The 26,096-nt window shown below is 47.8% G+C and carries 18 protein-coding genes; 10 read left to right on the top strand and 8 right to left on the bottom strand.

All coding sequences use genetic code 11. The features are described from left to right. Positions 1-5 precede the first annotated feature (5 nt). Complete coding sequence (htpG, locus tag FW767_RS03305; protein WP_121698304.1) at positions 6-2,054, bottom strand: molecular chaperone HtpG; 2,049 nt, start codon at positions 2,052-2,054, stop codon at positions 6-8. A 246-nt stretch (positions 2,055-2,300) separates the two neighbouring features. Between htpG and FW767_RS03300 the strand changes: the two genes are divergently transcribed. Together FW767_RS03300 and FW767_RS03295 are read left to right on the top strand one after the other, a co-directional pair. Beyond that, complete coding sequence (locus FW767_RS03300; protein WP_121698305.1) at positions 2,301-3,800, top strand: sensor histidine kinase; 1,500 nt, start codon at positions 2,301-2,303, stop codon at positions 3,798-3,800. 57 nt (positions 3,801-3,857) lie between these two features. Continuing rightward, complete coding sequence (locus FW767_RS03295) at positions 3,858-4,490, top strand: energy transducer TonB (protein ID WP_205523794.1); 633 nt, start codon at positions 3,858-3,860, stop codon at positions 4,488-4,490. A 123-nt stretch (positions 4,491-4,613) separates the two neighbouring features. On the opposite strand, the gene FW767_RS03290 is transcribed toward FW767_RS03295, so the two are convergent. Beyond that, positions 4,614-7,130 (bottom strand): ATP-dependent Clp protease ATP-binding subunit, encoded by a 2,517-nt coding sequence (locus tag FW767_RS03290; RefSeq protein ID WP_121698307.1) that lies wholly within the window; start codon positions 7,128-7,130, stop codon positions 4,614-4,616. A 197-nt stretch (positions 7,131-7,327) separates the two neighbouring features. Here FW767_RS03290 and gyrA point away from each other — a divergent pair, with 197 nt between their 5' ends. From gyrA to lgt, 6 genes are all read left to right on the top strand, one after another. Next, positions 7,328-9,910 carry a DNA gyrase subunit A gene (gene gyrA, locus FW767_RS03285; protein ID WP_121698337.1) on the top strand — a complete coding sequence of 861 codons (2,583 nt, stop codon included), beginning with the start codon at positions 7,328-7,330 and terminating at the stop codon, positions 9,908-9,910. A gap of 35 nt (positions 9,911-9,945) precedes the next feature. After that, a complete protein-coding gene (locus tag FW767_RS03280; RefSeq protein WP_150980340.1) occupies positions 9,946-11,202 on the top strand; it encodes a tetratricopeptide repeat protein in 1,257 nt (418 codons plus the stop codon). Between the two features lie 162 nt (positions 11,203-11,364). Beyond that, positions 11,365-12,384, top strand: a complete 1,020-nt coding sequence (pta, locus tag FW767_RS03275; protein WP_121698309.1) for a phosphate acetyltransferase — start codon at positions 11,365-11,367, stop codon at positions 12,382-12,384. Positions 12,385-12,414: 30 nt separating this feature from the next. Then, positions 12,415-13,626: an acetate kinase gene (locus tag FW767_RS03270; RefSeq protein ID WP_121698310.1), complete on the top strand. Its 1,212-nt coding sequence runs from the start codon at positions 12,415-12,417 to the stop codon at positions 13,624-13,626. A 27-nt stretch (positions 13,627-13,653) separates the two neighbouring features. Next, entirely contained in the window at positions 13,654-14,550 is an 897-nt protein-coding gene (locus FW767_RS03265) for a diaminopimelate dehydrogenase (protein ID WP_121698338.1), read from the top strand. 7 nt (positions 14,551-14,557) lie between these two features. Next, complete coding sequence (gene lgt, locus FW767_RS03260; RefSeq protein WP_121698311.1) at positions 14,558-15,418, top strand: prolipoprotein diacylglyceryl transferase; 861 nt, start codon at positions 14,558-14,560, stop codon at positions 15,416-15,418. Here the strand turns inward: lgt and FW767_RS03255 are convergent, their stop codons facing one another. The 3 genes from FW767_RS03255 to FW767_RS03245 form a co-directional block, all read right to left on the bottom strand. Next, positions 15,419-15,877 carry a hypothetical protein gene (locus FW767_RS03255; RefSeq protein WP_121698312.1) on the bottom strand — a complete coding sequence of 153 codons (459 nt, stop codon included), beginning with the start codon at positions 15,875-15,877 and terminating at the stop codon, positions 15,419-15,421. It abuts the gene before it with no gap. Continuing rightward, positions 15,874-16,890 (bottom strand): endonuclease, encoded by a 1,017-nt coding sequence (locus tag FW767_RS03250; RefSeq protein WP_205523793.1) that lies wholly within the window; start codon positions 16,888-16,890, stop codon positions 15,874-15,876. Before FW767_RS03250 ends, FW767_RS03255 begins: the two co-directional genes overlap by 4 nt. Positions 16,891-17,047: 157 nt before the next feature. Then, entirely contained in the window at positions 17,048-18,358 is a 1,311-nt protein-coding gene (locus tag FW767_RS03245; protein WP_121698314.1) for a UDP-glucose dehydrogenase family protein, read from the bottom strand. 127 nt (positions 18,359-18,485) lie between these two features. On the opposite strand from FW767_RS03245, the gene FW767_RS03240 reads away from it, so the two are divergent. After that, a complete protein-coding gene (locus tag FW767_RS03240) occupies positions 18,486-20,864 on the top strand; it encodes a TonB-dependent receptor (RefSeq protein WP_121698315.1) in 2,379 nt (792 codons plus the stop codon). Here FW767_RS03240 and FW767_RS03235 read toward each other — a convergent pair. Genes FW767_RS03235 through FW767_RS03225 form a run of 3 tightly spaced genes read right to left on the bottom strand, consistent with a single transcriptional unit; the run spans position 20,848 to position 23,244 of the window. Next, positions 20,848-21,912, bottom strand: a complete 1,065-nt coding sequence (locus tag FW767_RS03235; RefSeq protein ID WP_121698316.1) for a glycerate kinase family protein — start codon at positions 21,910-21,912, stop codon at positions 20,848-20,850. The two genes, FW767_RS03240 and FW767_RS03235, sit on opposite strands and share 17 nt — an antisense overlap. Positions 21,913-21,924: 12 nt before the next feature. Continuing rightward, entirely contained in the window at positions 21,925-22,260 is a 336-nt protein-coding gene (locus FW767_RS03230; protein WP_121698317.1) for a MerR family transcriptional regulator, read from the bottom strand. A 12-nt stretch (positions 22,261-22,272) separates the two neighbouring features. Next, positions 22,273-23,244: a M23 family metallopeptidase gene (locus tag FW767_RS03225; RefSeq protein ID WP_121698318.1), complete on the bottom strand. Its 972-nt coding sequence runs from the start codon at positions 23,242-23,244 to the stop codon at positions 22,273-22,275. Positions 23,245-23,377: 133 nt separating this feature from the next. Here FW767_RS03225 and alaS point away from each other — a divergent pair, with 133 nt between their 5' ends. Next, positions 23,378-25,999 carry an alanine--tRNA ligase gene (gene alaS, locus FW767_RS03220; protein ID WP_148464649.1) on the top strand — a complete coding sequence of 874 codons (2,622 nt, stop codon included), beginning with the start codon at positions 23,378-23,380 and terminating at the stop codon, positions 25,997-25,999. Positions 26,000-26,096: the final 97 nt, after the last annotated feature.

Raw genomic sequence — 26,096 nt, 5'->3', positions numbered from 1 at the left:
TTTTTTCAGAGCATACTGATTGAGCGTTTTATAAAGTTGCTGAGGTCCTGACCTTTGAGAAGTCCGTTGCCGAGAAGTGCAAGGTCAAGCAGCTGTTTTACCTTGCTTTGTTCAGCCGCGTAGTCGCTTATGAGTTTAGTCTCCTCATCACGCAGCGTACTTACTTCTTTCTCAAGTTCCGAAACTTTTCCGTTGTCTTCTTCACTCATTTTGCCGTCTTTTGCCGAGTCGCGTAAAGTTGTGATTTCGGCATTTTTCTTCTCGATTTCTGTACTTATCGGTTTTACTTTGTCACCTATGGTTTTGTCGGCGTCATCGCGTATCTCCTTTATAAGAGTATGCTCGGTGTTTACGATAAGATTGTAGCTGTCAGGCAACTCTCCGTAGAATGACATGCCGGGTTGCATGGCTGCCATGTCTTTCATGCGTCGCATATACTCGTTCTGAGTGATGACAAGCGGAGCGGCATCGGCTGCGAGCGCTTCAAACGTGACGAGGAATTCGGCCTTTTCAACCTTGGGTACCTGCGACTTAAACACCGTGGTAAGTATATTGCGCTGCTCGGGTGTAAGGTCGGCGGCTTTGCGGTCTTCTTTGCGGATGAGGTTATCGATTACATCGGAGTCTACACGAACAAAGTGCGATTTTTCAAGCTTCTGTTCCAGCAATCCTATGAAGTGACTGTCAAATTGTCCGTCCATGACAAGTACACTATACCCTTTGTCGGTAGCGGCGTTGATATAGTTGTATTGGGCTACCGTGTCGGTCGAGTATAGGTATACTATATTGCTGTCTTTGTCGGTCTGCTCCGCTTCGATAAGGGTTTTGTATTCGTCAAGCGTATAGTATTTGCCTTCGGTGTCTTTGACAAGGACAAATTTCATAGCGCGTTCGCAAAATTTCTCGTCGGTCAACATGCCATACTCGATGAACAGTTTTATGTCGTCCCATTTCTGTTCGTATTCGGTGCGGTTGTTTTTGAATATCTCTTCGAGGCGGTCGGCCACCTTGCGGGTTATATAAGTCGATATTTTCTTTACGGCCGTGTCGCTCTGCAGGTATGACCGCGATACGTTGAGCGGTATGTCGGGAGAATCTATCACGCCTTGCATCAGCATCATGAATTCAGGCACCACGCCTTCGACAGAGTCGGTGACAAATACCTGATTGCAATATAGCTGGATACGGTTGCGCGTAACGTCGATATTGTTTTTTATTTTCGGGAAATACAATATGCCAGTAAGGGTGAATGGATAGTCCACGTTGAGGTGTATCCAGAACAGAGGGTCATCCTGACCGGGATAAAGCTCGCGGTAAAATGCGAGGTAGTCGTCATCGGTCAGTTCCGACGGCTTCTTTGTCCATGCAGGCTCCGTGTTGTTTATCACTTTATCTTTATCGGTGTCGACATATTTGCCGTCTTTCCATTCCTGCTCTTTTCCGGATAGCACGGGCACCGGCAAGAAGCGGCAATATTTCTTCAAAAGGGTGTCTATGCGCGCCTGTTCAAGAAATTCCTTGTTGTCATCATCGATGTAAAGTATGATGTCGGTACCTCTTTCGGTTTTCTCTATAGGCTGCATCTCATACTCTGGCGAACCGTCGCATATCCAGTTTACAGCCTGTGCTCCGTCTTTGTATGACAAGGTACGTATCTCAACCTTCTTGGCCACCATGAATGCCGAATAGAAACCGAGTCCGAAGTGTCCGATTATATTATCGGCTTTGTCCTTGTACTTAGCCAGAAACTCTTCGGCACCTGAAAATGCTATCTGGTTTATGTATTTCTCTATGTCATCGGCTGTCATGCCTATGCCGTGGTCGCTTACGGTAAGTGTACCGGCCTCTTTGTCTACCGATACTTTTACGTTCATTTCGCCGAGATCGCCCTTATACTCGCCAAATGACGAAAGGGTCTTCAGCTTGTTGGTAGCGTCGATGGCATTGCTTACAAGTTCGCGCAGAAAGATTTCATGATCACTGTAAAGAAATTTTTTAATAACGGGGAAGATATTTTCGGTAGTTACCCCGATAGTTCCTTTTTGAGTACTCATAATATATTTTTTGTTTGGTTGTTTTTAGATATATACTGAAATAACACTTTACAAATTAAATGCCATTTCGATAACATGACATTTTATCATAATAATCGTTAACCAACGTGACAAATTTACGTTATCGTTTATGGCATGTCATGGTTTTGCCGAGAAAATGTTGTGTGCTGTGCAAATTAGCGGTTAAAATAGGTTTAAATATAATTTTTAATCCTATCTTTGTCATTAAATTTTATGATTTAATATATGAAAAAATCTATAGTATTATTGCTTTTTACCGTATTGTGCTGTATGTCAGTGTTTGCTCAGTCAACTCGTGGAGATGAACTGTTTAAACAGGCGCAGACTAATCTTGAAAATAAGGAATATATAAAAGCCCGCTATCTGTTTTTGCAGGCTTACAATGCCTTCGCATCCAAGAATGACTATGAAAAAGCTGTAGACGCCGGAGTGAATGCGGCGGCGTTGTATCATAGAGAAAATTATTATAAAGAGGCTTTTGACCTGCTCAGTCGTATTGAGACCTGCCTTACAGAAGGCGAAAGTGCCTCGGGCAAGCCTATGTCGGCGTTGAGATACAAGACGGCAAAAGAGAGAGCCAACATGTACATAAAGCTTAAAAACGCTCCCAAGGTAAAGGAAAATCTGTCACGAATGGAAGAGATTGCCAAGGCCAATCCGTCATTGAATACCGACCTGCTCTACTCACAGGCCAATTACTATTATACATTCGGACTTAATTCGCAGGGTGATGCCGCCATAAATAAACTTATAGACCGTTATCAGCAGGAGAAAGACTATGGCAAGGCCAATGATTGTTACCGTCAACTGATTGAAATGGCTACGCGCAACGGTAATGCGCGTCTTGTGGCACGTACATATGACCGCTATAACCATTGGTCTGACTCGATAAGGGCGCTTACAGCTCAGGACGAACTGAATGTCATGAAGCGTAAATATGATGAAAGTCTTAAGACAATTGAAGATAAAGACGGATCCATAAAAGTCAAGACAGGTATTATCGTGACTCTGTCGATACTGCTTGCCGTACTTGCCGGAGCTTTGGTATTCGGTTTTATTGTATTGATGCGTTATGTGGTGCGCAATCGCAAATTAAAGAAAAATATAGCTGTAGCCAACGAACATAATGAACTGAAGACCCAGTTTATCGGAAATATCTCGGAGCAGATGAAGCCGACACTTGACACTCTTGACCAGAAACTGCCGGCGGTTCAGGCTCTCCGCTCTTTCTCCGAGCATATTCAGGTGCTTTCTGATCTTGAAAGCACTTTGTCGGAGCACTATGACCTTCAGGACAATAATGTGCTTTCTTTTTGCGAGGAGCTCATGTCGCAGATCAAGCCTTATGTCAAGCAGGGGGTGACTTTGAGTGTGAATGCTCCTAAAATGAATGCCAAATTCAATACCGAAGAGGTCAGCAACGTATTGTATCACATGCTTTATAATGCGGCAATGCACACTGATGGCGGCGGTAAGATAACTCTTGAATACAAAAAGCGCGGTGCTCATACACAGCAGTTTATTATCACCGATACCGGCTGCGGCATTCCGGAAGAGCAGCACTGCACCCTGTTCAAGCCTTTTACGGAAGTGCGTGATCTTACTGACGGTGACGGACTTGGATTGCCCATCTGCTCTTTGAAGGCCATAAAGCTTAACGGTAAACTGTCGCTTGATGTAGACTACATCCACGGAGCCCGCTTCATCCTTGAACTGCACTCTTGATTCATTATCTGGATTATGCGTCATGTGGCATATATTGCGGGGCTGTTTATCTCTCTGATGTCGTATGCAGCTGAAGATATCGTATTTCTTGCTCCTGACAAGCCTCCGCGGTTTCCCGGCGGCAGGATAGCGTTGTCTGAATATCTTACCGAGCATCTTGAATGGATTGAGGACGGGGAGGAGGGCCGCGTCGTGGCCCGGTTTATTGTCGCAGAGACCGGAATAATCGATTCCATATGGATTGAACGGCATCTCACTCCGATGCAGGATGCGGAAGTTATAAGGCTTATAAGTGGCATGCCGCGTTGGGAGCCGGCTGTTGCAGACGGAGCCCCGGTCCGTTCCACGTTTATCCTTCCGGTCATGTTTTCGAATCCTGAAAAGTTGCAAGGAGGTGATGGAAACACTCCCGCCCGTTTTCCCGGCGGACAAAACAAGATGGACGAGTATCTTGCTTACAGGCTTAAATGGCGCGATGCACCTAATGTTCGCGCCGGAAATGTTGTGGTGGAGTTTTTTGTGGAAGTCAACGGTTCTATAACCGGAGCGCGTGTTTTGAAAGGTCTTAGCGCATCGCAGGACAGGCAGGTGCTTTCGGCAATAGAAAAAATGCCGCCATGGATTCCCGCGAAGAAGAACGGTAAAATCATAAAGTCGCACGAGACACTCGTTGTAAGGCTTGCGCCTTGACCGGTAATGTGCGAAATTCAGAATAAATGCTATAGTGTATGGCATATGTGAAACAGACAATAAAAAGCGGCAGAGTGTGGAGGCGCTCTGCCGCTTTTATTGCTGATAGGACATTTACTGTGTTTATTCCGTGCGTATTTCAGTGACAATCTTGTCGGCCTCTTTGTCATAGTCGACATAGATTAGGTTGCCCGGCATGACTGACGCATTGATAATCATTTCGGCAAGTTCATCCTCAAGATATTTCTGAATGGCACGTTTCAGAGGCCGTGCTCCGAATTGTGTGTCATATCCGCGGTTGGCTATGTAGTTTTTGGCCTCCTCGGTTATAGTGAGCCTGTATCCGAGTCCGGCCACGCGTTTATAGAAGCCGGCAAGTTCGATGTCGATAATCTTGAAGATTGCATCTTTGTCAAGTGACTCAAACATCACTATGTCATCGACTCGGTTTAGAAATTCAGGAGAGAAAGCTTTGTTGAGAGCTTTCTGGATAACACCGTGGGTATATTCCTTGTCTACGGGTTTTGTAGCGAAGCCCACTCCCGAGCCGAAGTCCTTGAGCTGACGGCTTCCTATGTTGGAGGTCATTATGATGATTGTGTTTTTGAAGTCTACACGACGTCCGAGGCTGTCGGTGAGCCGGCCTTCATCAAGTACCTGAAGCAGCAGGTTGAACACATCGGGATGTGCTTTTTCGATTTCATCAAGCAATACAACGGAGTAGGGGTGTGTGCGCACCTTCTCGGTCAGTTGTCCGCCCTCTTCATAGCCTACATATCCGGGAGGAGCTCCCACCAGTCGCGACACCGTGAATTTTTCCATATATTCGCTCATGTCCACCCGTATCAGAGTGTCGGCCGAGTCGAAGAGATATTCGGCCAGTTTCTTGGCCAGATGCGTCTTGCCCACACCGGTAGGACCGAGGAACATGAACGTGCCGATCGGCTTGTTTGGGTCCTTGAGGCCTACGCGGTTACGCTGTATGGCTTTGACAATCTTGTCGATTGCCGGGTCCTGTCCTATTATGGCTTCTTTCAGTTTCGGACCCATCTCGCGCAGTCTCATTCCTTCGGCCTGAGCTATACGTTGTACCGGCACTCCCGTCATCATGGCCACTACTTCGGCTACCTTTTCTTCGTCAACAGTCTCGCGATGCTGGTTCAGCGATTCTTCCCATTTGCGCTTGGCGTCCTCAAGCCGGGCCTTGAGTTGCTGTTCTTTATCGCGGAACGATGCGGCACTCTCGAAATTCTGCGACTGGGCTGCTTTGAGTTTGTTGGCGTTGGCCTCGGCTATCTGCTCTTCAAGATGCTCTATTTCCTTAGGTACCACTATGTTGGTTACGTGAACGCGTGAGCCAGCCTCGTCAAGGGCGTCTATAGCCTTGTCCGGGAAGTTGCGGTCGCTGACGTATCGGTCGGTCAGCTTGACGCAGGCTTCAAGCGCATCGTCGGTATAGTTTACATTATGATGCTCTTCGTACTTGTCTTTTATGTTGTTGAGTATGCTTAGAGTTTCTTCGGGCGATGTAGGCTCGACCATCACTTTCTGGAAGCGGCGTTCGAGAGCGCCGTCTTTTTCGATGTTTTTACGGTACTCGTCAAGTGTCGTTGCACCGATGCACTGTATCTCTCCGCGGGCAAGGGCCGGCTTGAGAAGATTGGCCGCGTCCATTGTGCCGGAGGCGTTGCCTGCGCCAACTATTGTGTGGAGCTCGTCGATAAAGAGTATTATGTCTCTGTTTTTTGACAGTTCGTTGAGTATGGCCTTTATTCGCTCCTCAAACTGTCCGCGATACTTCGTGCCGGCGACTATCGACGCCATGTCAAGCGATATGACGCGTTTGCCGAAAAGTATGCGCGATACTTTCCGTTGCACTATACGCAACGCGAGTCCTTCCACAATGGCCGATTTGCCTACGCCGGGCTCTCCGATAAGTACCGGATTGTTTTTCTTGCGGCGGCTCAGTATCTGTGCCAGACGCTCAATCTCGACATCGCGTCCTATCACCGGGTCAAGACGGTTCTCCTCGGCAGCCCGTGTCATGTCGTTGCCAAACTTGTCAAGCACAGGGGTGTCATTGCCGCGCTTGGGAGCGTTTGCCGTGCTGCTTGTCCGGTTTTCATTGTCGCCTTTCTGAAACATCTCGTCATCCTCTTCATCTTCATCATCGCTGAACGACGCTCCCATCTGGGGAGTATCAGTGACATTGGCAAGCAGCTTGTATATCGACTCATAGGTTATGCCTAAATTGCGGAATTGCTCCATTATCTCAAGCCCCTGCACCTCGCTGTTGTGAAATAGGGCCAGCAGGAGGTGCTCCGAGTCTACGACGTTGCTTTTCAGCATTCTTGCTTCGAGTACACTGAGCTTTATTATGCGGTTTGCAAGGTCGCTTACCGCTATATTGCGGTCGTTTCCGTCCTTTACAAAGAGGCTGTTGTCAAGATTATCGCGTAACCGGTACATAGTGTCGTCGTCAAGGAGTTGTCGAAGTGTAGTGAAAGCATGGCTGTCAGGCTGCGACAACAGAGCCAGCAGAAGATGTTCGGCACTTATCACATTGCTGTTGTGACGTGCAGCTTCAGTATGGCTTTGTTCAAGCACTTTCTTAAGTTCGTTAGAAAAATTAGTGTCCATAGAGCTACATTATATACTTTTGAACGGCAATAGTAACAATAATTGTGCCAAAAAACAAAGTAATCGGCATATTTAATGTACTTCAACATATTTTAAACAATACGGCTGATAAAATTGCCCGTTTTTTAATAAAAAAGTTTTATCTTTGTGTGAATTTTTTCGTGCTTTCTGCACGGAATGTAAACAATGTCATATATATGCTTGAAGAAGATAGAATTCTGAAAATTGATATCGAAAACGAGATGAAATCGGCCTACATCGACTACTCGATGTCGGTAATTGTGTCACGTGCTCTCCCTGATGTGAGAGACGGTCTGAAGCCCGTACAGCGAAGAGTGCTTTTCGGCATGAACGAGATGGGCAACACTTCCGATCATCCCCATAAAAAATCAGCTAACTGCGTGGGAGAGGTTATGGGTAAGTATCACCCTCATGGCGACTCTTCAATATACGGTACTGTCGTGCGTATGGCACAGCCGTGGGCATTGCGCTATACGCTGGTCGACGGCCACGGTAACTTCGGTTCGGTCGACGGTGACGGCCCTGCGGCTATGCGTTATACCGAGGTGCGTCTTGAGCGCATAGGCGAAGAGATGCTTAGCGATATCGATAAGGAGACGGTGGACTTTCAGCCCAACTATGATAACTCCAGAATGGAGCCGATGGTATTGCCCACGCGTATACCGAATCTTCTTGTAAACGGAACCTCGGGTATAGCGGTAGGTATGGCTACCAATATGCCGCCTCACAACCTCAGCGAGTCTATCAATGCTACGATAGCGCTTATCGACAATCCCGAGCTGACTATTCCCGAGTTGATGCAGTATATTACCGCGCCTGACTTTCCGACAGGAGGCACCATATATGGCTACAACGGTGTTAAAGACGCTTTCGAAACCGGCCGCGGCCGCATAGTGATAAGGGCCAAGGCTGATATTGAGCCTCATGCCAATCACGAGAATATAATAGTTCACGAGATACCCTATAACGTCAACAAGGCCGAGCTTATAAAGGATATAGCCGAACTTGTAAATGAAAAGAAAATCGACGGCATAGCCGACCTGAACGACGAGAGTGACTACAAGGGCATGCGCATAGTCATTCGCCTCAAAAGCGATGCCAATGCCAATGTGGTGCTGAACAAACTCTACAAGCTCACTCAGATGCAGTCATCGTTCAGCGTCAATAATGTCGCTATCGTCAACGGACGTCCCAAGACATTGAACCTTAAGCAGATACTTGAGGCCTTTATCGGACACCGTCATGACGTTGTGATACGTCGTACACGGTTTGAACTCCGTAAGGCCGAAGAGCGGGCTCATATATTGAAGGGTCTGATAATAGCCTCGCAGAATATTGATGAGGTCATACGTATAATAAGGGGTGCTGACTCTGTTGATGACGCACGTGCGCAATTGTCGGTAAGGTTTGAGCTTTCCGATGCGCAGACTCTTGCCATCGTGGAGATGAGACTCCGAAACCTCGCCAGACTCGAACAAGACAAGCTTCATGATCAATATGCGGAAATTCAGCAGCTTATTGCGCGGCTTAACCTTATACTCAATGACGAGCATGAGTGCCGTGAGTTGATAAAGAGCGAGTTGATAGCCATACGTGACAAGTACGGCGATGTACGCAAGACCGATATCGATTATACAGCAGGTGATTTCAATGCCGAGGATTTCTATGCCGACGATGACATGATTATTACCATATCACATATGGGATACATCAAACGTACGCCGTTGAGCGAGTTCCGCGCACAGAACCGTGGCGGCGTAGGCTCTCGCGGCAGCGACACACGCGACGAGGACTTCATCGAACACATATATCCCGCCTCGATGCACAACTATCTGCTCTTCTTCACCAAGAAAGGACGTTGCTATTGGCTGAAGGTATATGACCTGCCTGAAGGTGCCAAAAACACCAAGGGGCGTGCTATCCAGAACCTGCTCAACATAGACAGCGACGATGCGGTGAATGCTGTCATAAGAATTAAGAAACTCGATGACAAGGAGTTTGTTTCTTCGCATAATCTTATATTTGCCACCAAACGTGGCGTTATCAAGAAAACTTCGCTGGAGGCCTATTCTCGTCCTCGCGCCAATGGTGTAAACGCTATAATCATACGCGAAGGCGACCAGTTGATAGGTGTGGAACTTACCGACGGCAAATCGGAGATACTTCTTGCCAACCGTAACGGTAGAGCCATACGCTTCTCCGAAGAAAAAGTACGTGAGATGGGCCGTGTGTCTACCGGTGTGCGCGGTATGACGCTGGACGGCGATGAAGATGAGGTTGTAGGCATGATATGTATGAACGCTGACACCCTTAATAACGTTATGGTTATATCGGAGAAAGGTTTCGGCAAGCGTTCGCCTCTCGCTGACTATCGCGTCACAAACCGCGGCGGCAAGGGTGTAAAGACGATTAATGTTACCGATAAAACCGGTAAACTGGTAGCGATAGATACAGTAAACGATGACAATGACCTTGTCATAATCAACAAGTCGGGCATAACGTTGCGTATAAAAGTGTCGGATATCAGGGTTCAGGGTCGTGCCACTCAGGGCGTGAGACTGATAAATCTTGAGAAACGAAATGACGAAATCGCTTCAGTATGTTGTGTGGACTCCGATCCTGAAGAGGAGACCGACGCCGATATTCTTGTAGATGAGGCCGACCAGACTCCGCTTCCGGTAGATGATGCTGAAGAACCTCAGGATGAGGTCGATGAAGTCATTGATGACGAGGAGGAGACTGCTGACGATAATCTGTAAAAAGAGTAATATATTATTCATTAATAATAGCTAACATGAAGAAATTATTTATCTTAGGTCTTTGCCTGATGGCCGTTGCCGGTGCATCGGCTCAGAAAAGTCTGGTGAAGGAAGTGGAAGGAAAGGCTAAAGGATTTAATGCCGATTATGCCGCTGCACGCAACCAGTTGAAGCCTGCGCTTACAAACCCTGAAACACAAAATGAAGCACAGACATGGTATGTCGCCGGAACCGTGGAGTTTGGCGATTTTGACAATATGTATGGCAAGCAGGCCGTAGGTCAGGGTAAAGAAGAGGAGAAGGCTGCGATGGGACGCGCACTCATCAACGGTTACAACTATTTTATGACAGCATTCCCTCTTGACACTATTGTCGAGGTTGATAAAAAGACCGGAGCTCCGAAATTGAATAAGGACGGAAGCCCCAAGACAAAGACAAAGTATTCGAAGGATATGGTCAAGAAGCTTACTGCTCACTGGAATGACTATGTAAGCGGAGGTCAGTATCTTTGGGATGCCAAGGATTATGACGGAGCTTATGAGGCATGGAATATTTATACAAGCATGCCTGCGAATCCGTCTCTCGGTTCTGACGCTCCCGCCGTTCCTGCCGACACTGTGATAGGTCAGATGTGCTTCTACCAAGGACTTGCCGCATGGCAGGCTGAAAAGCTGGATGTGGCTCTTGAGCGTTTTGAGAAAGCGTATGCCAACAACTATCATTCGCCCCAGATGTTTGATTATGCTATCGGTGTAGCCGCTCAGATGAAGGATGATCCCAAGATTATTGAACTTGCCGAGACTGCCAACAAGCTTTATGGCGATACCCTTTCAAACTATATTTTGATTATTATCAATGATAAGATCAACAACAAGAAGTATGAGGAAGCACAGACCCTTCTTGAAAAGGCTATATCAATGAACCCCACGCAGGCTGAACTTTATGATGTGCTCGGTATACTTTACCAGAGTCAGAACAATCTTGAAAAGGCCCGTGAGAACTTCGCCAAGGCCATTAGTATGAAGCCTGATTTTGTAAAGGCCAAGTTTGACCTCGGTCGTGCCATTTATGCTCAGGCCGGTGCTATTGACGAGGCTTCGGCCAATCTTCCTACCGAAGAGTTCAATAAAGTGCGTGCCGAGAAGGTAACACCCCTGCTGAAAGAGTCGATTCCTTATCTTGAGGAGGCATTGAATGACAGCACAACTTTTGACGATGCCCGCCTTCTTCTCCGCAGTATATACTATACTCTTGACGATGCAGTCAACCTCAAGCGCATTGAGGCCATGTAACAGGCATCATAAACGTATATAACAGAAAGCATCGGATTTTTCCGGTGCTTTCGTCGTTTTAAGACTCTGTTAATATTTTTTGTGAAAAAATATTAATAAGACGTTCATATTATACGTATAAAGTTTTAATTTTGCGTATTAAAACACAAAACAGATTTAACTATGGGACTTTTTGACAAGTTGACTTCAAAGGCTAAACAGAGCCGTCAGCGAATTGTGCTCCCCGAAGGGACTGAACCTCGTACACTTACCGCAGCCGACCGCATTATTATGGAAGGTATAGCCGATGTGATATTGATAGGTAACCCTGACGAAATAGCCGGCGTAGCATGTGAATTAAGTTTGACCAATATATGCAAGGCCCGTATCGTGGACCCTTCCGATGAGGAGATTATTGATATATATGCTCCTATATTTTATGAACTTCGCAAGAATAAAGGAGTGACAATGGACGATGCCCGTCGCATGGCAGCCAATCCTCTCTATCTCGGATGTCTTATGATTAAGAACGGCGATGCCGACGGTCAGGTGGCCGGCGCATTGAATACTACCGGAAATGTGCTTCGTGCGGCATTTCAGGTGATAAAGACAAAACCGGGTATAGAGGTGGTCTCGGGTGCGTTCCTTATGCTGCTTCCCGAAGGAAGTCCTTTTGGCGAAAACAATATTTTGGTATTTGCCGACTGTGCCGTGTTGCCCGATCCTACTGCCAAAGAGTTGGCGCAGATAGCACTTTCTACTGCCGATACCGCTCGTGACATAGCCGGCATAGAACCTCGCATAGCCATGCTTAGCTTCTCGACCAAGGGCAGTGCCAAGCACGATAGGGTCAACAAGGTTATAGAAGCCGTAGGCCTTGTACATGAAGCCGATCCGGAGCTTATTGTAGACGGTGAGCTTCAGGCCGATGCCGCTATAGTGCCCGGGGTGGCAAAAAGCAAAGCCCCCGACAGTCCTTTAAGCGGAAAAGCCGATGTGCTTGTTTTCCCCTCGCTTGAAACGGGCAACATAGCTTACAAGCTTGTACAGCGTCTGGCGGGTGTGCAGGCCGTAGGTCCTATTCTACAAGGTCTTGCCGCTCCTGTAAATGACCTGTCGCGCGGATGTTTCCCCGAGGATATTTATAAAACCATAATCATAACCTGTAATCAGGCTATCGGTGCCAAAAGCAGAAAAAAGTAAATAAGGACTTCCATCAAAAACATAATCAAAATGAACATACTTGTACTTAACTGCGGCAGCAGTTCCGTAAAATATAAACTTATTGACGTTGACCGTAAAGTCACTCTCGCCGAGGGAGGTGTTGAAAAAATCGGACTTCCCGGATCATTTATAAAGTTTAAATTGCCCGACGGTGAAAAGAAGACAGTCGAGGAGCCGATACCTGATCATCGTAAAGCCATCAATGACATACTCAATACACTCACTGATGCGCACTATGGCTGTATAAAGAGCTTTAAAGAGATTGATGCCGTGGGTCATCGGGTGGTACATGGCGGAGAGAAGTTCAACAAGAGTGTGAAGATTGACGATGAGGTTATAGCCAAAATAAAGGAGTGCTATGATGTGGCTCCGTTGCACAATCCTGTAAATATGGCAGGCATCGAGGCTATAACGGAGCTTATGCCGGGTGTGCCTCAAGTTGCCGTTTTCGATACCGCTTTCCATCAGACTATGCCGAAAGAGGCCTATATGTACGCACTTCCTTATGACCTGTATGAAAAGTATGGCATACGCCGATACGGTTTTCATGGCACAAGTCACCGCTATGTGGCCCGTAGAGTGTGTGATTTTCTTGGTGTGCCATATGAGAAGCAGCGCATAATCACATGCCATATCGGCAACGGCGGTTCTATAACTGCCGTAAAAGACGGAAAGAGTGTTGATACCTCAATGGGGCTTACTCCTGTAGAGGGGCTTATGATGGGAACCCGTGTAGGCGATATCGATCCCGGTGCCCTTACTTTTGTTATGGATAAGGAACATCTGTCGACCAAGGAACTCAGTGATCTTATAAACAAAAAGAGCGGCGTGCTCGGAATTTCCGGTATATCATCTGACATGCGCGACATTGAGGCCGCTATAGCCCGTGGCGATGAGAAAGCCAAGCTGGCCCTTGATATGTATGTTTACCGTATAATTAAGTATATCGGTGCATTTGCCGCTGTGCTTGACGGAGTTGACATAATCGTGTTTACCGGTGGTGTTGGGGAGAACCAGCAACCGCTACGCAAGAGTGTATGCGATCATCTTGGTTATCTCGGGGTGAAGATTGACCAAGAGGTCAATGCTGTTTCCAGAGGAGAAGAAAAAGTTATATCATCAGCTGACTCCAAGGTGAAAGTCGTTGTCATACCCACTGACGAGGAGTTGATGATTGCACGTGATACGGAAGCTATCGTCAATGGACGACAGCCCGAATAATATAGTCATTATTAATACTATACTATGATGAAAAAAATCAGAGCTGCCATTGTTGGATATGGCAATATTGGAAAGTATGTGCTTGAAGCACTTCAGCAGGCACCCGACTTTGAGATAGCGGGTGTGGTCAGACGTAATCCCGCAGATTGTCCCGCCGAATTGTCAGGTTATAAAGTGACCGCTGACGTAATGGCACTTGACGATGTGGATGTGGCGGTGTTGTGTACTCCTACCCGTGAAGTGGAAAAATATGCTTGTGAACTGCTGGCAAAGGGTATAAATACAGTCGACAGTTATGATATTCACGGCGGTATCGCTGACCTGCGGTCTAAATTGGCACCTATTGCGGAAGCCAATAATTCTGTGGCCATAATATCAGCCGGTTGGGATCCGGGCAGTGACTCTATTGTCCGTGCTCTTATGCAGGCGGCTGCGCCTAAAGGTGTTACCTACACCAACTTCGGCCCGGGTATGAGTATGGGCCACACTGTAGCCGTAAAGTCAAAGCCCGGTGTGAAAAACGCCTTGTCCATGACAATTCCGCTTGGAACCGGTATACACCGCCGTATGGTGTATGTTGAGGTTGAGGATGGCTATAATATAGATGATATAGCGCGTGCTGTAAAGGAAGATCCGTATTTTGCCAGCGACGAGACTCATGTATTTGCCGTGCCTTCGGTTGATGACATAAAGGATATGGGACATGGTGTGAATATGGTGCGCAAAGGTGTTTCCGGCACTACCCAGAACCAGCGTTTCGAATTCAATATGTCGATAAACAATCCGGCGCTCACGGCCCAGATACTTGTCGGCGTGGCCCGTGCCACTATGATAGAGCGCCCCGGTGCCTATACCATGATCGAGATACCGGTCATTGACATGCTTTACGGCGACCGCGAGGAACTTATACGTCATTTAGTATAATCGCTGTATGCTCGACTTCATTACTTGGAATGTCAATCCTGAACTGTTCAGCGGATTCGTGACCATACGGTGGTATGGTCTCATGTTTGCTGTCGGCTTTCTGATAGGATACGAGATTGTGGCCCGCATGTTCAAGCATGAGGGAGCGCCCGAGCGTTGGCTAGGCATATTGTTGATTTATGTCGTTGTGGCTACGCTGGTAGGCGCCCGGCTCGGACACGTGTTCTTTTATGAATGGGACGTATACAAGACCGATCCTATACGTATATTATATATATGGGAGGGCGGACTGGCCAGTCATGGCGGTACGATAGCTATCATAATCGCGGTCATACTATTCTCTATATTTGTCACTAAAAAGAGCCCTTTATGGACATTTGACCGACTGGTAGTGGCCATTGCTCTTGTCGGAGGTCTTATCCGCATCGGCAATCTGTTTAATTCCGAGATTTACGGTACGGCCACGACATTGCCTTGGGGCTTCATGTTTGTGCGTTCTCGTGAATGGCATGAATTGTATGAAGGTCAGGCTGTGCATCCTACGCAGATATACGAGGCGCTTTGCTATTTCGCTTTGTTTGGCCTGCTCATGTGGATGTATTGGAAGAAAAATGCGGAGGAACGCCCCGGGCTTATTCTCGGCGTATTTTTCATTGGCATTTTTCTGCCCCGGTTCCTGATTGAGTTTATAAAGAACGATCAGGTGGCCCGTGAAGCGACCATGACGCTTAACATCGGACAGCAATTGAGCATACCTTTCATCGTTTTGGGCTTGTGTCTTATATTATATGCCATGGTACGGCCGAGACAGCATCTGTCGTTTCCTGACAGATATGCCGATGATAAGACTCCGGCACGGCGCAAGTAACTATAGATCGCTTACAACTATTACGATATGTTCGTTATCAGGGGCTTGGATGTGTATCCAAGTCCCTTTTTTGTCAGCCCGTTCTACAGTAGCCTGCTCTATAGGGAGCCGGCAGCCGTTTACAAAAAGTTCTGGGTTGGTTATGTTGCCGGTTTTGTTTGTCGCACCTGAAAACTCTATCCGGTTACCGGTAGCAAGGTCGGTCATGACTATTCTGCCGGGCAATGTGGATACAAGTATCCCTCCGTGACTATACGCCATATCGAGTGATGCTGAGACGTATCGCGTGTCCGGATTGTCAAGTTCCTGAGCAAAGGAGTAGGGTGGTGGCGCGGGATTATCCGGATCATCGGGCAATAATAGCGAAGGATCGTCTATTTTATATGGCTTCTCGTGATTGCATCCGGTGAGACAGAATGATGCCGCTGTCAGCACTATTATAGGCAGACTGAATTTCATGGTTCTATGGTTATTAAAAGTTTTCCTTTTTCATTTTCAGTGGTGTAGCGCAGTTCGTGGACTCCGGTGCCGAGTGTATGGATGCTTAATGTGCCTGAGGCGCTTTTGCCGTCTACGCTCCACTGTGCCTCTGCACTTACATACGGTGAGTATAAGTCGATATATCCGTCGTTTAGTTTGTATACTCCGTGAAGCGGTATTTTGGGACGGTCTGTATTGTCAGGATCGGACGGATTTTCAGAACGGTACGGTATATCTTTTTTATCGCCCCAAAGGTATTCGGCAAGTTCTGGATGATCAATAAACGGGTTGCGGTTGCCTTGAATATCCTCTATTTTGTCATTGAGTAAGCGTTCTTGTTCATCCACCGGATCCTCTCTGTGCCATTTCATATATGTCGCGGCCGCTTCTTTTCTTAAAGAGGGATATATGTTTGGCTCGAATACTATATTGCCCCAGTCATACCATAATGTGGCCGTATATATCGTTGCCATATAAAACATGGTACGGGCAAAATCACCTTTGTATTCTGCAGCGGGTTCAAAACATTCCATTTGGTCGTGTTCTCCGTAAGGTGCATAGCCTATGGCCCATCCGCTGCCTTGTATTCTGACGTCAGTCACATTCCCGAGCGGACGTGTGGCCCTGTCTGCTGCGACACTTTTGTCGATTAGTCCGAGATTGTGCATGTCTCGCGATACAGCATCTTTCTTCTCGGGCCACATCCTTAGCCAATCGGGATGCAGTGCGGCTCCTGCCGTTGTGTGGCTCGTTTCCGTATCCGTATCCGTTGCCGTGCCCGTAAAGCGGTCAATGTTACCGTTTATTTTCACTACTGTCTCATATATGCTACTGCTCTCAATAAGACGCGTCGGGGTATAGTGCTTTTGTATGGTTGTTTTCAGTGCTTCCCCCTTGCGGCCTATAGCATAGTCATCTATATCGTCGGCACGGCTTATCAAACCGGTCATGACGGCCGATAGAATTAGTAACGTTATTTTTTCAGACTTCATAGGATTAAGGTACTTTATTATCGCAAATATACGTAATGACAATGAATTACGCAACCGTATCACATATAAAACCACTTCAACATAAAAATATGTTGCATATCGTCTAACACCTTGCATGGCATTCGCAATGCAAGGCGTCGGTGTGCTAAATCATGAGCTATTTGCCTATGCAGTGGTATTCGAAGCCCTCTTCCGCAAGTTCCGCCGGGTCGTATATATTACGTCCGTCTATCACCGTATTGCCGCGCATCACTCGTTTTATTATACTCCATGACGGTACTCTGAACTGTTTCCATTCGGTCATAAGTGCTATGGCGTCGGTGTCGATGACAGCCTCATACATGTCACGGGCATATTTTACAGAGTCGCCGAGCCGTCGGCGACATTCATCCATACTCACCGGATCATATACCGTCACTTCGGCTCCCTCTTTTAGAAGTCCTTCTATCACAACAAGCGACGGAGCCTCCCTCATGTCGTCGGTCTCTGGCTTGAATGCAAGGCCCCATATGGCTATCTGTTTGTCCTTTAATGTGCCGAGCGTATTTTTCAGTTTGCGGAGCACGATGCTTTTCTGGGCGTCGTTTACTTCCTCGACAGCTTCGATTATGCGCATGCGATAGCCGTTTTCACGGCCTGTGCTTATAAGGGCTTTTACATCTTTGGGAAAACAGGAACCGCCGTATCCACAGCCGGCATATAAAAATTTGTTGCCGATTCTTGCATCCGTACCTATGCCTTTGCGCACCATGTTGACATCTGCGCCAACCAGCTCGCACAGATTCGCGATGTCGTTCATAAACGATATGCGTGTGGCAAGCATCGAGTTGGCGGCATACTTGGTCATCTCTGCCGATGCTATGTCCATAAATATGACCCTGAAGTTATTTAGCAGAAACGGACGGTATAGCCTTTCCATGACTTTGCGTGCGCGGTCGCTCTCTATGCCTATGACCACACGGTCGGGCGACATGAAGTCCTTGATGGCGGCTCCCTCTTTCAGGAATTCGGGATTGGATGCCACTTCATAGGGTACATCTACTCCACGGGCGTTCAGTTCTTCATTGATGATATTTTTTATTTTTGCCGCGGTACCTACCGGCACGGTGCTTTTTGTGACCAATATCGTATATTTGTTGATGTTGCGGCCAAATGTGCGTGCAACTTCCTTTACATAGCGCAAGTCGGCGGAGCCGTCCTCGTCGGGTGGGGTGCCTACGGCACTGAATACGACTTCCACATCGTCAAGACACGAAGTGAGGTCGGTAGTGAAATGCAGTCTTCCTTCTTTGACGTTTCTCGACACAAGATCATCAAGTCCCGGTTCGTATATCGGAATTATTCCGTTTTTCAAATTGTCGATTTTGCGGAAGTCTATGTCAACACACGTTACGTCAATACCTACTTCGGCAAAACATGCTCCTGATACAAGACCCACATAACCCGTTCCTACAATAGCAATTTTCATCAGTATGCGTTTTATGTCGCAAATTTAGCAAAAATTATAACGTATGTGGATAAAATGCCGTGTAAGTATAATTTGTGGATGAAATTGTCGTTAAAAAATATATAATGTATATGGATTTTTAACACTCATGTTAAAGCATTGTTTTATTTTAGTTATTGCCGCTATTTCTTCATTATATGTTGCCGCTGATGTAAATATACATGGCAGGGTCACTGATTCTGACAAGAAACCGGTGGAGTTGGTGACTGTGCGTGTGGCGGGTACGGCCAAAGGCACCATGACTGACCGCGACGGTAGGTATAGTCTGTCGTTGGCGCCTCGTGATACCATACGGTTGATATATTCGTGTGTCGGTTATCGCGAGGTTACGCGCGTGTTGGCAGGTGCTTCCGGCGATATTACAATGAATGTGCGTATGAGGCTTGACAAGCGCAGACTTAAGGAGGTGAACATAACGGAGTACAGAAAGCAGACGGGCAATATGCAGCGTATAAATGCCGCCTCCTACAGGCTGGCCCCCGATGTGTCAGGAGGAAGTGTCGAGTCTCTTGTTATGACTATGGCGGGAGTTAACGGGGCTAACGAACTCTCGTCGGCTTATTCGGTGCGTGGTGGCTCTTATGATGAAAATGCAGTATACGTCAACGGCATAGAAGTCAGAAGGCCGATGTTGGTGAATGCCGGACAGCAGGAGGGCATGAGTATAATAAATCCTGACATGGTAGGTGCGGTGGAGTTTTCAGCAGGAGGATTTCCGGCAGAGTACGGCGACCGCATGTCATCGGTTCTTGATATTACGTATCGTCGACCAGAACGGCTGGAGGCGTCGGTCGATATCGGTCTTATGGGTGGAAGCCTGTCTTTCGGGCAAAGTTCCGACAGTTTTTCTCAGTTGCACGGAGTTAGATATAAACGCAATAATTCATTGCTTGACGGTATGGATGCCAAAGGTCGCTATGACCCTTCCTTTTTTGACTATCAGACCAATCTTAATTTTCGGTTTGGTTCCCGGTGGCAGATGGCTTTTTTAGGCGACATATCCATAAACAAGTATCGGTTTGAGCCAGAGAGCAGAAGTACCGATTTCGGTACTGTCGATGATGCCAAGCGTTTTACCGTGTATTTTGACGGGCAGGAAAAGGACCGTTTCGACACATGGCTTGGAGCGCTTACGCTACGTTACCGTCCGTCGGAAAACAGCGACTTCACCGTCCTTGCGTCAGGATATCTTACCGACGAGCTTGTAAGTTACGACATAGCGGGTGAATACTGGTTGAATGAGGCCGGAATGCCTGATGAAAATGAGGCCATAGGGGTGGGACGCTACCTTGAACATGCCCGCAATCGTCTTAAAACAAAGGTGTTTTCCCTTGGGTTACGCGGCAATACCGCCATCGGTTATAACAATCTGTCATACGGGGTGACATATAACCGAGAACATGTGCGCGACCGTTCCCGAGAGTGGGAGCTGCTTGACTCGGCCGGGTATGTATCTCCGGTATCGGATGCACGGCTTGAAATGTCGCGGGTATTGATGTCTGACCATGACGTGGGGAGCAGCAGGCTTAGTCTGTTTTTGCAGGACGCTTTACGGTTCTCATCATCACTGGGCCACTGGTGGCTGAATGCCGGTGTCAGAGCCGGTTACTGGGACTTTAACAAAGAGTGGACCGTAAGTCCTCGGATAAGTCTGGGGCTTGTCCCTGATGCAGACCGACATTTTGCGTTTCGATTGTCGGCCGGACTCTATTATCAGGCTCCGTTTTATAAGGAGATAAAATATCCTGTTGACGGAGTTACAGAGTTGAACCGCGGTATAAAGGCGCAGCGAAGCCTACAGATGATAGCCGGTACCGACTATACGTTCAGCGCCTTTAACCGTCCGTTCCGTCTTTCGGGAGAGGTCTATTACAAACTATTGTCCCGTATCAATCCTTATGTGATGGACAATATGAAAGTAGTTTATGCCGGCTGCAACTGTGCTGACGGATATGCTGCGGGTATCGACCTGAAATTGTTTGGCGAATTTGTCCCGGGAAGCGACTCTTGGATAAGCGCTTCTCTGATGAAGACACAAGAGAACATCAATGGTGTGAAAGTGCCGAGTCCTAATGACCGCCGTTATAGCTTCGCCATGTATTTCAACGATTATTTTCCCCGGGTGCCGAAGCTAAAGTTCAGTCTGCGCGGAGTCTTTTCCGACGGATTGCCGGTTACTGCTCCCGGCAGGTCGCGTGACGAGGGTTGTTTCCGCTCTCCCGCCTATAAGCGAGTGGATGCGGGGCTTTCCTATGCTCTGATATCACCGCAAAGTGATGGGCGGCCACGTTCCGGAGCGTGGCGGTGCATAAAGTCGATGTGGCTCGGTGTCGAATGCTTTAACCTTCTCGACATATCCAATATCAGCAACTATTATTGGGTATCCGATACAGGAGGAGTGGCCTATGCCGTGCCCGATTATCTTACCCGGCGGCAGTTTAATGTGCGTCTTACAATCGACTTCTGATGATTCTTATAATCTGACGTGATGTCTCGGCAAGGTTGCGCCGTGCTTCCGTCGCATCCACGGCTTGTTCAAGAGTCATGATGCCGGGCACGATAGAAAACACGGCGGTGAAGCCCGCATTGTCTGGGAGGTCGCCGTACTCTACCGAACCACCCATAGCAATCACCGGCACCCTGTGAACATTGCATCGTCTTAGTACACCCATGCCGACTTTGCCGTGAAGAGTCTGTGAGTCTATACACCCTTCTCCTGTAATGACAAGATCGGCATCGGCAATGACGGAGTCAAACCCGTACATATCGAGCACCGCATCGATGCCGGCTTTTGTTGTTGTATTGAAGTAGGCCATGAACATGGCTCCTATGCCGCCGGCCGCACCGGCTCCATGTTGTCCTGCCACATTGCGTCCGGTGTCGAGAATGGTTTTGATGTTCCATTGCCGCAGCCTTTCGTCAAGCAGGGCCACCTGCCGTGGCGTGGCTCCTTTTTGGGGCGCGAAAACATTGGCGGCTCCTTTCGGTCCGTATAGCGGATTGTCGACATCGCACAGCAGCGTCACGCTTATGTCCGATGCTATTGCAGGCATGTCGGGTCCGAGAGCTTCCATTATTCCGGTGCCGGCGTCGCATGTGGCGCTGCCTCCAAGCCCTATTATGAAGTCGCGGCACCCGCGTTCATATGCGTTTTTAATAAGCACCCCCGTTCCGTATGACGATGCGGTCATGACGTCGCGCCGTTGAGGGCTCACGAGGGTGAGTCCGCTTGCGGCAGCCACATCTATCAATGCGGTCTTCTTTTTGCCTCGGTTGATTATGTAGTAGGTGGCGGTGATGTTTTCTCCGATTGCATTGATTGTATCGGTCACGATGGCTGTGCCTCCGGTTATGGAAGCTATGACCGATGATGTGCCCTCGCCTCCGTCAGCTAAAGGCAACGTTACCACATGATAATCGGGGCATACCGAACTTATGCCTTCCTTTATGGCTTCGGATGCTTGGGCGGCAGTGAGCGATCCTTTGAACGAGTCGGGACAAACGACTATTTTCATTGCCTTTGTAAGTTATCGAAGACTGTTCATGGCTTCGAGCATGCCGCAAAGTTCAGCCCTTATCTCTTTAAGACGTTCTACTGCGGCGGCGTGCCGTGACACTCCGGAATGATTGTGCTTTATCTGCTCTTCTGCAGCTTCAAGTTTAAGTCCTTTTTCTTTTACAAGGAAGTATACCATCTTTATTTTTTCAATGTCATCGGCTGTATAGAAGCGTGAGCCGTGTTCATTGCGCTTTGGTTTGATTATGGTGAAACGGTTTTCCCAAAAACGCAGTGTTGACGGAGGCAGTCCTATTATTTCCGCCACTTCCCTTATCTTGTAATATTTTTTATCGGTCGAACTCATTGTTGTGTATTGTCAGTCCATGACATGTCCGGCATTTTCAGCTTGCCTTATCATGTTGTCGTACTCTTCGGGAGTTATGTCCATGAAGTAGTAGTTTATCGGATTCTGCGGCGAGTTGCGGTAACGTACTTCATAGTGCAGATGAGGGCCGGTGGATTTTCCGGTATTGCCGGTTTCCGCTATCAGGTCACCGCGTTTTACTTCGTCACCTTCTTTTACTTTAAACTTGCTCAAATGGGCGTAACGCGTCACGTAGCCGTAGCCGTGGTCAATCTCCAACAAGTTGCCATAGCCGCTCTGCCAGTCAGCATGAACCACTTTGCCGTCGGCGGTGGCATAGACGGGCGTACCGGTGTCGGCGGCAAAATCCAGACCTTCGTGGAAACGTCCGGTACCGTATATAGGGTCGCGCCGATAGCCGTAACCCGATGCCATTTTCTTCATGTTTTCACTTGAAATAGGCTGGATAGACGGTATATGGTCTATACGGTCGCGATTGTTGCGGGCAAGTTGTTGCAGTTCGTCAAATGACTTGATCTGTACATAAAGTTGCCGGTCAAGCAGGTCGGTCTTTATAGTAAGGTCTTTTATGAGTTCGGCGTCGCGCAATGAGTTAAGATAACTGTAGCGTTGTTCGTTGTTGGCGGTGTAGAAGCGCTCCGAAGTCGATACTCTCGGAGTGCCCATGATGACGCGATAGAAGTTGTCGTCGCGTGCCGCTATATCGGCCATTACTTCAAGTGAGGCGTCGAGGCGCCGGTTAAGAATGTCGAGCTGTGTGCGCAACTGCGTGTTTTCATCGCGCAGAGCAGTCTCTCGCGGCGTACCCACGAGCAGATATATTATTACAAAAAGTATGGCCGTGACCAGAATACCGGCAAACAGCTTGCGCAGCATTATCCACAGCCGTTGCCGTCCTGAGGGATATACGCGTTCATATTCTTCCGTTGCCGGATTATATCGATAAAAGACCTTTTTACTCATTTTGTGGAGATTGGCATCTTCTTCTATTTGCAAAAATAATATTATTAAGCTAATTTTGCACAATTATTTACGGCAAATGTGATTGATTGTAGAATCGCATGCCTATTGTGAATCAAGTAATAATTTAAATAAAATGCTCACAGCAAAAGAGATACGTGAGTCTTTCAAAGACTTTTTCCGAGACAAAGGACACCAGATCGTACCCTCTGCACCGATGGTTATAAAAGATGATCCTACGCTTATGTTTACCAACGCCGGTATGAACCAGTTTAAAGATATAATACTCGGTAATGCGGCGGCGAAGTACAAGCGTGTGGCTGACTCGCAGAAGTGTTTGCGCGTGAGCGGAAAGCATAACGACCTTGAGGAGGTGGGTATGGATACATATCATCATACCATGTTTGAGATGCTTGGCAATTGGTCGTTTGGCGATTATTTTAAAAAAGAGGCTATAGATTGGGCTTGGGAGTATCTTGTAGATGTACTTAAGCTTAATCCGGAAAACCTTTATGCTACTGTGTTTGAAGGATCTCCGGCCGAGGGTCTCGGTCGTGACGACGAAGCGGCCGCGATATGGGAGAAGCATCTGCCTGCCGATCATATAATAAACGGTAACAAGCACGATAACTTCTGGGAGATGGGCGATACGGGCCCTTGCGGACCTTGTTCGGAGATACATATCGACCTGCGTTCTGACGCGGAAAAAGCACAGATACCCGGTAGAGAGCTTGTGAATCATGACCATCCGCAGGTAATAGAGATCTGGAACTTGGTTTTCATGCAGTATAACCGTAAGGCCGACGGTTCGCTTGAGCCGCTTCCCGCCAAGGTGATTGATACTGGCATGGGTTTTGAACGCTTGTGCATGGCCCTTCAGGGAAAGACTTCCAACTATGATACTGACGTGTTTACTCCGCTTATAGGAAAAATAGCCCAACTCTCCGGAAAGCGTTACGGCGATGATCCAAAGGTGGATATCGCCATGAGGGTGATTGCCGATCACGTGCGTACTATCGCTTTTTCCATTGCCGACTCGCAGTTGCCGGGCAATGCCAAGGCCGGTTATGTGATACGTCGCATATTGCGTCGAGCCGTGCGCTACGCTTATACTTTCTTGGAGCAGAAGCAGGCGTTCATGTACCGTCTGCTCGACACACTTATAGAGAGCATGGGCGAGGCTTATCCGGAGCTTCCCAAGCAGCGTGAACTGATCATGCGTGTCATAAAGGAGGAGGAAGACGCTTTCCTGCGCACACTTGATAACGGCATAAGACTTCTCGACAATGCTATCGCCGCAGCGAAGAGCAACGGTAAAAACGAGATTTCCGGTAAGGAAGCATTTGTGCTATATGATACTTACGGTTTTCCTCTTGACCTTACGGAGCTTATCCTGAAAGAAAACGCCATGACTCTTGATCATAAGGAATTTGATGAAGAGATGGCGGCGCAGAAAGCGCGTGCGCGCAACGCCGCTGCCGTGGAGACCGGTGACTGGGTCATACTTCGTGACGGAGAACAGGAGTTTGTCGGATATGACAATACATCAGTACCTGTCAACATACTCCGCTACCGTAAAGTAAAACAGAAAAACAACGAATTCTACCAGATAATATTGTCTGCTACTCCTTTCTATGCGGAGATGGGCGGACAGGTCGGCGATCGGGGCCGTCTTGTAAATGGCGACGAGGTGATTGAGATATATGACACCAAGCGTGAGAACGGTGTAGGTGTGCATCTTGCCAAGCGCATGCCGGCCGATGTAAACGTTACTTTTGAAGCGGTCATAGATGAGAAAGCGCGTCAGGCTACATCGTGCAACCATACGGCCACTCACTTGCTTCATGAGGCTTTGAGAGAGGTTCTCGGCACTCATGTCGAGCAACGCGGATCATTTGTGTCACCCGATGTGCTCCGTTTTGACTTCTCGCATTTTCAAAAGCTGACTACCGAGGAGATACGCAAGGTAGAGAGCATAGCCAATGAAAGGGTGCGCATGGCCATAGCCTGCGATGAGCACCGTAATGTGCCTATCGAGGAGGCCCGCGATATGGGAGCCATGGCTCTGTTCGGTGAAAAGTACGGCGATGAGGTGCGTGTAATCCGTTATGGATCTTCGGTAGAACTGTGTGGTGGTACACATGTGGCCAATACTGGTAATATAGGCATGATAAAAATCGTGTCGGAGAGCAGTATAGCCGCGGGCATAAGGCGTATTGAGGCTATTACTGGAGAACGTGTCGAGAAGATGGTCAATGACATGCAGGATACACTGCGCGAGATAGGCTCAATGTTTAATAATACACCCAATCTTGTTCAGGCTCTTAAAAAATCTATTGAAGAGAATGCGGAGCTTAAACATCAGGCGGAAGAGTATTTCAACGAGAGGGTCAATAATCTTACACGTGAGTTGCTTGACAAGGCATACGAAGTCCACGGTATAAAGGTAGTGGAGCTTCAGGGTCTTCGTCTTCCCGAAGTGGTAAAGAATGTGGCATTCGGCGTTAGGGCACAGTCTCCTGAACATACGGTATTTATCGGCGCCACTTTCGACCCGTTGGGCAAACCGTTGCTTACACTCATGGTTACCGAGGATCTTGTAAAGGAGGGCATGAATGCTTCGTCGACCGTAAGGGAGGCCGCCAAGCTCATACAAGGCGGTGGCGGAGGTCAGCCGGGCTTCGCGCAGGCCGGAGGCAAGAACAAAGACGGCATAGCCGGTGCTTACGAGAAGATGCGTTCGGCTTTAGGCCTGTAGGATTAGAAAATAAACAATGATTCATATGCAAGGGCGTCATCATGGCGTCCTTGTGTGTTTTCAAATACACATTATTATATATAATGAACCCGTTTTT

The organism is Heminiphilus faecis, assembly GCF_008728965.1.
Classification (GTDB): Bacteria; Bacteroidota; Bacteroidia; order Bacteroidales; family Muribaculaceae; genus Muribaculum; species Muribaculum faecis.
Note: the sequence above shows the minus strand (reverse complement) of the source record. Positions and strands in the feature narration are given on the sequence as shown.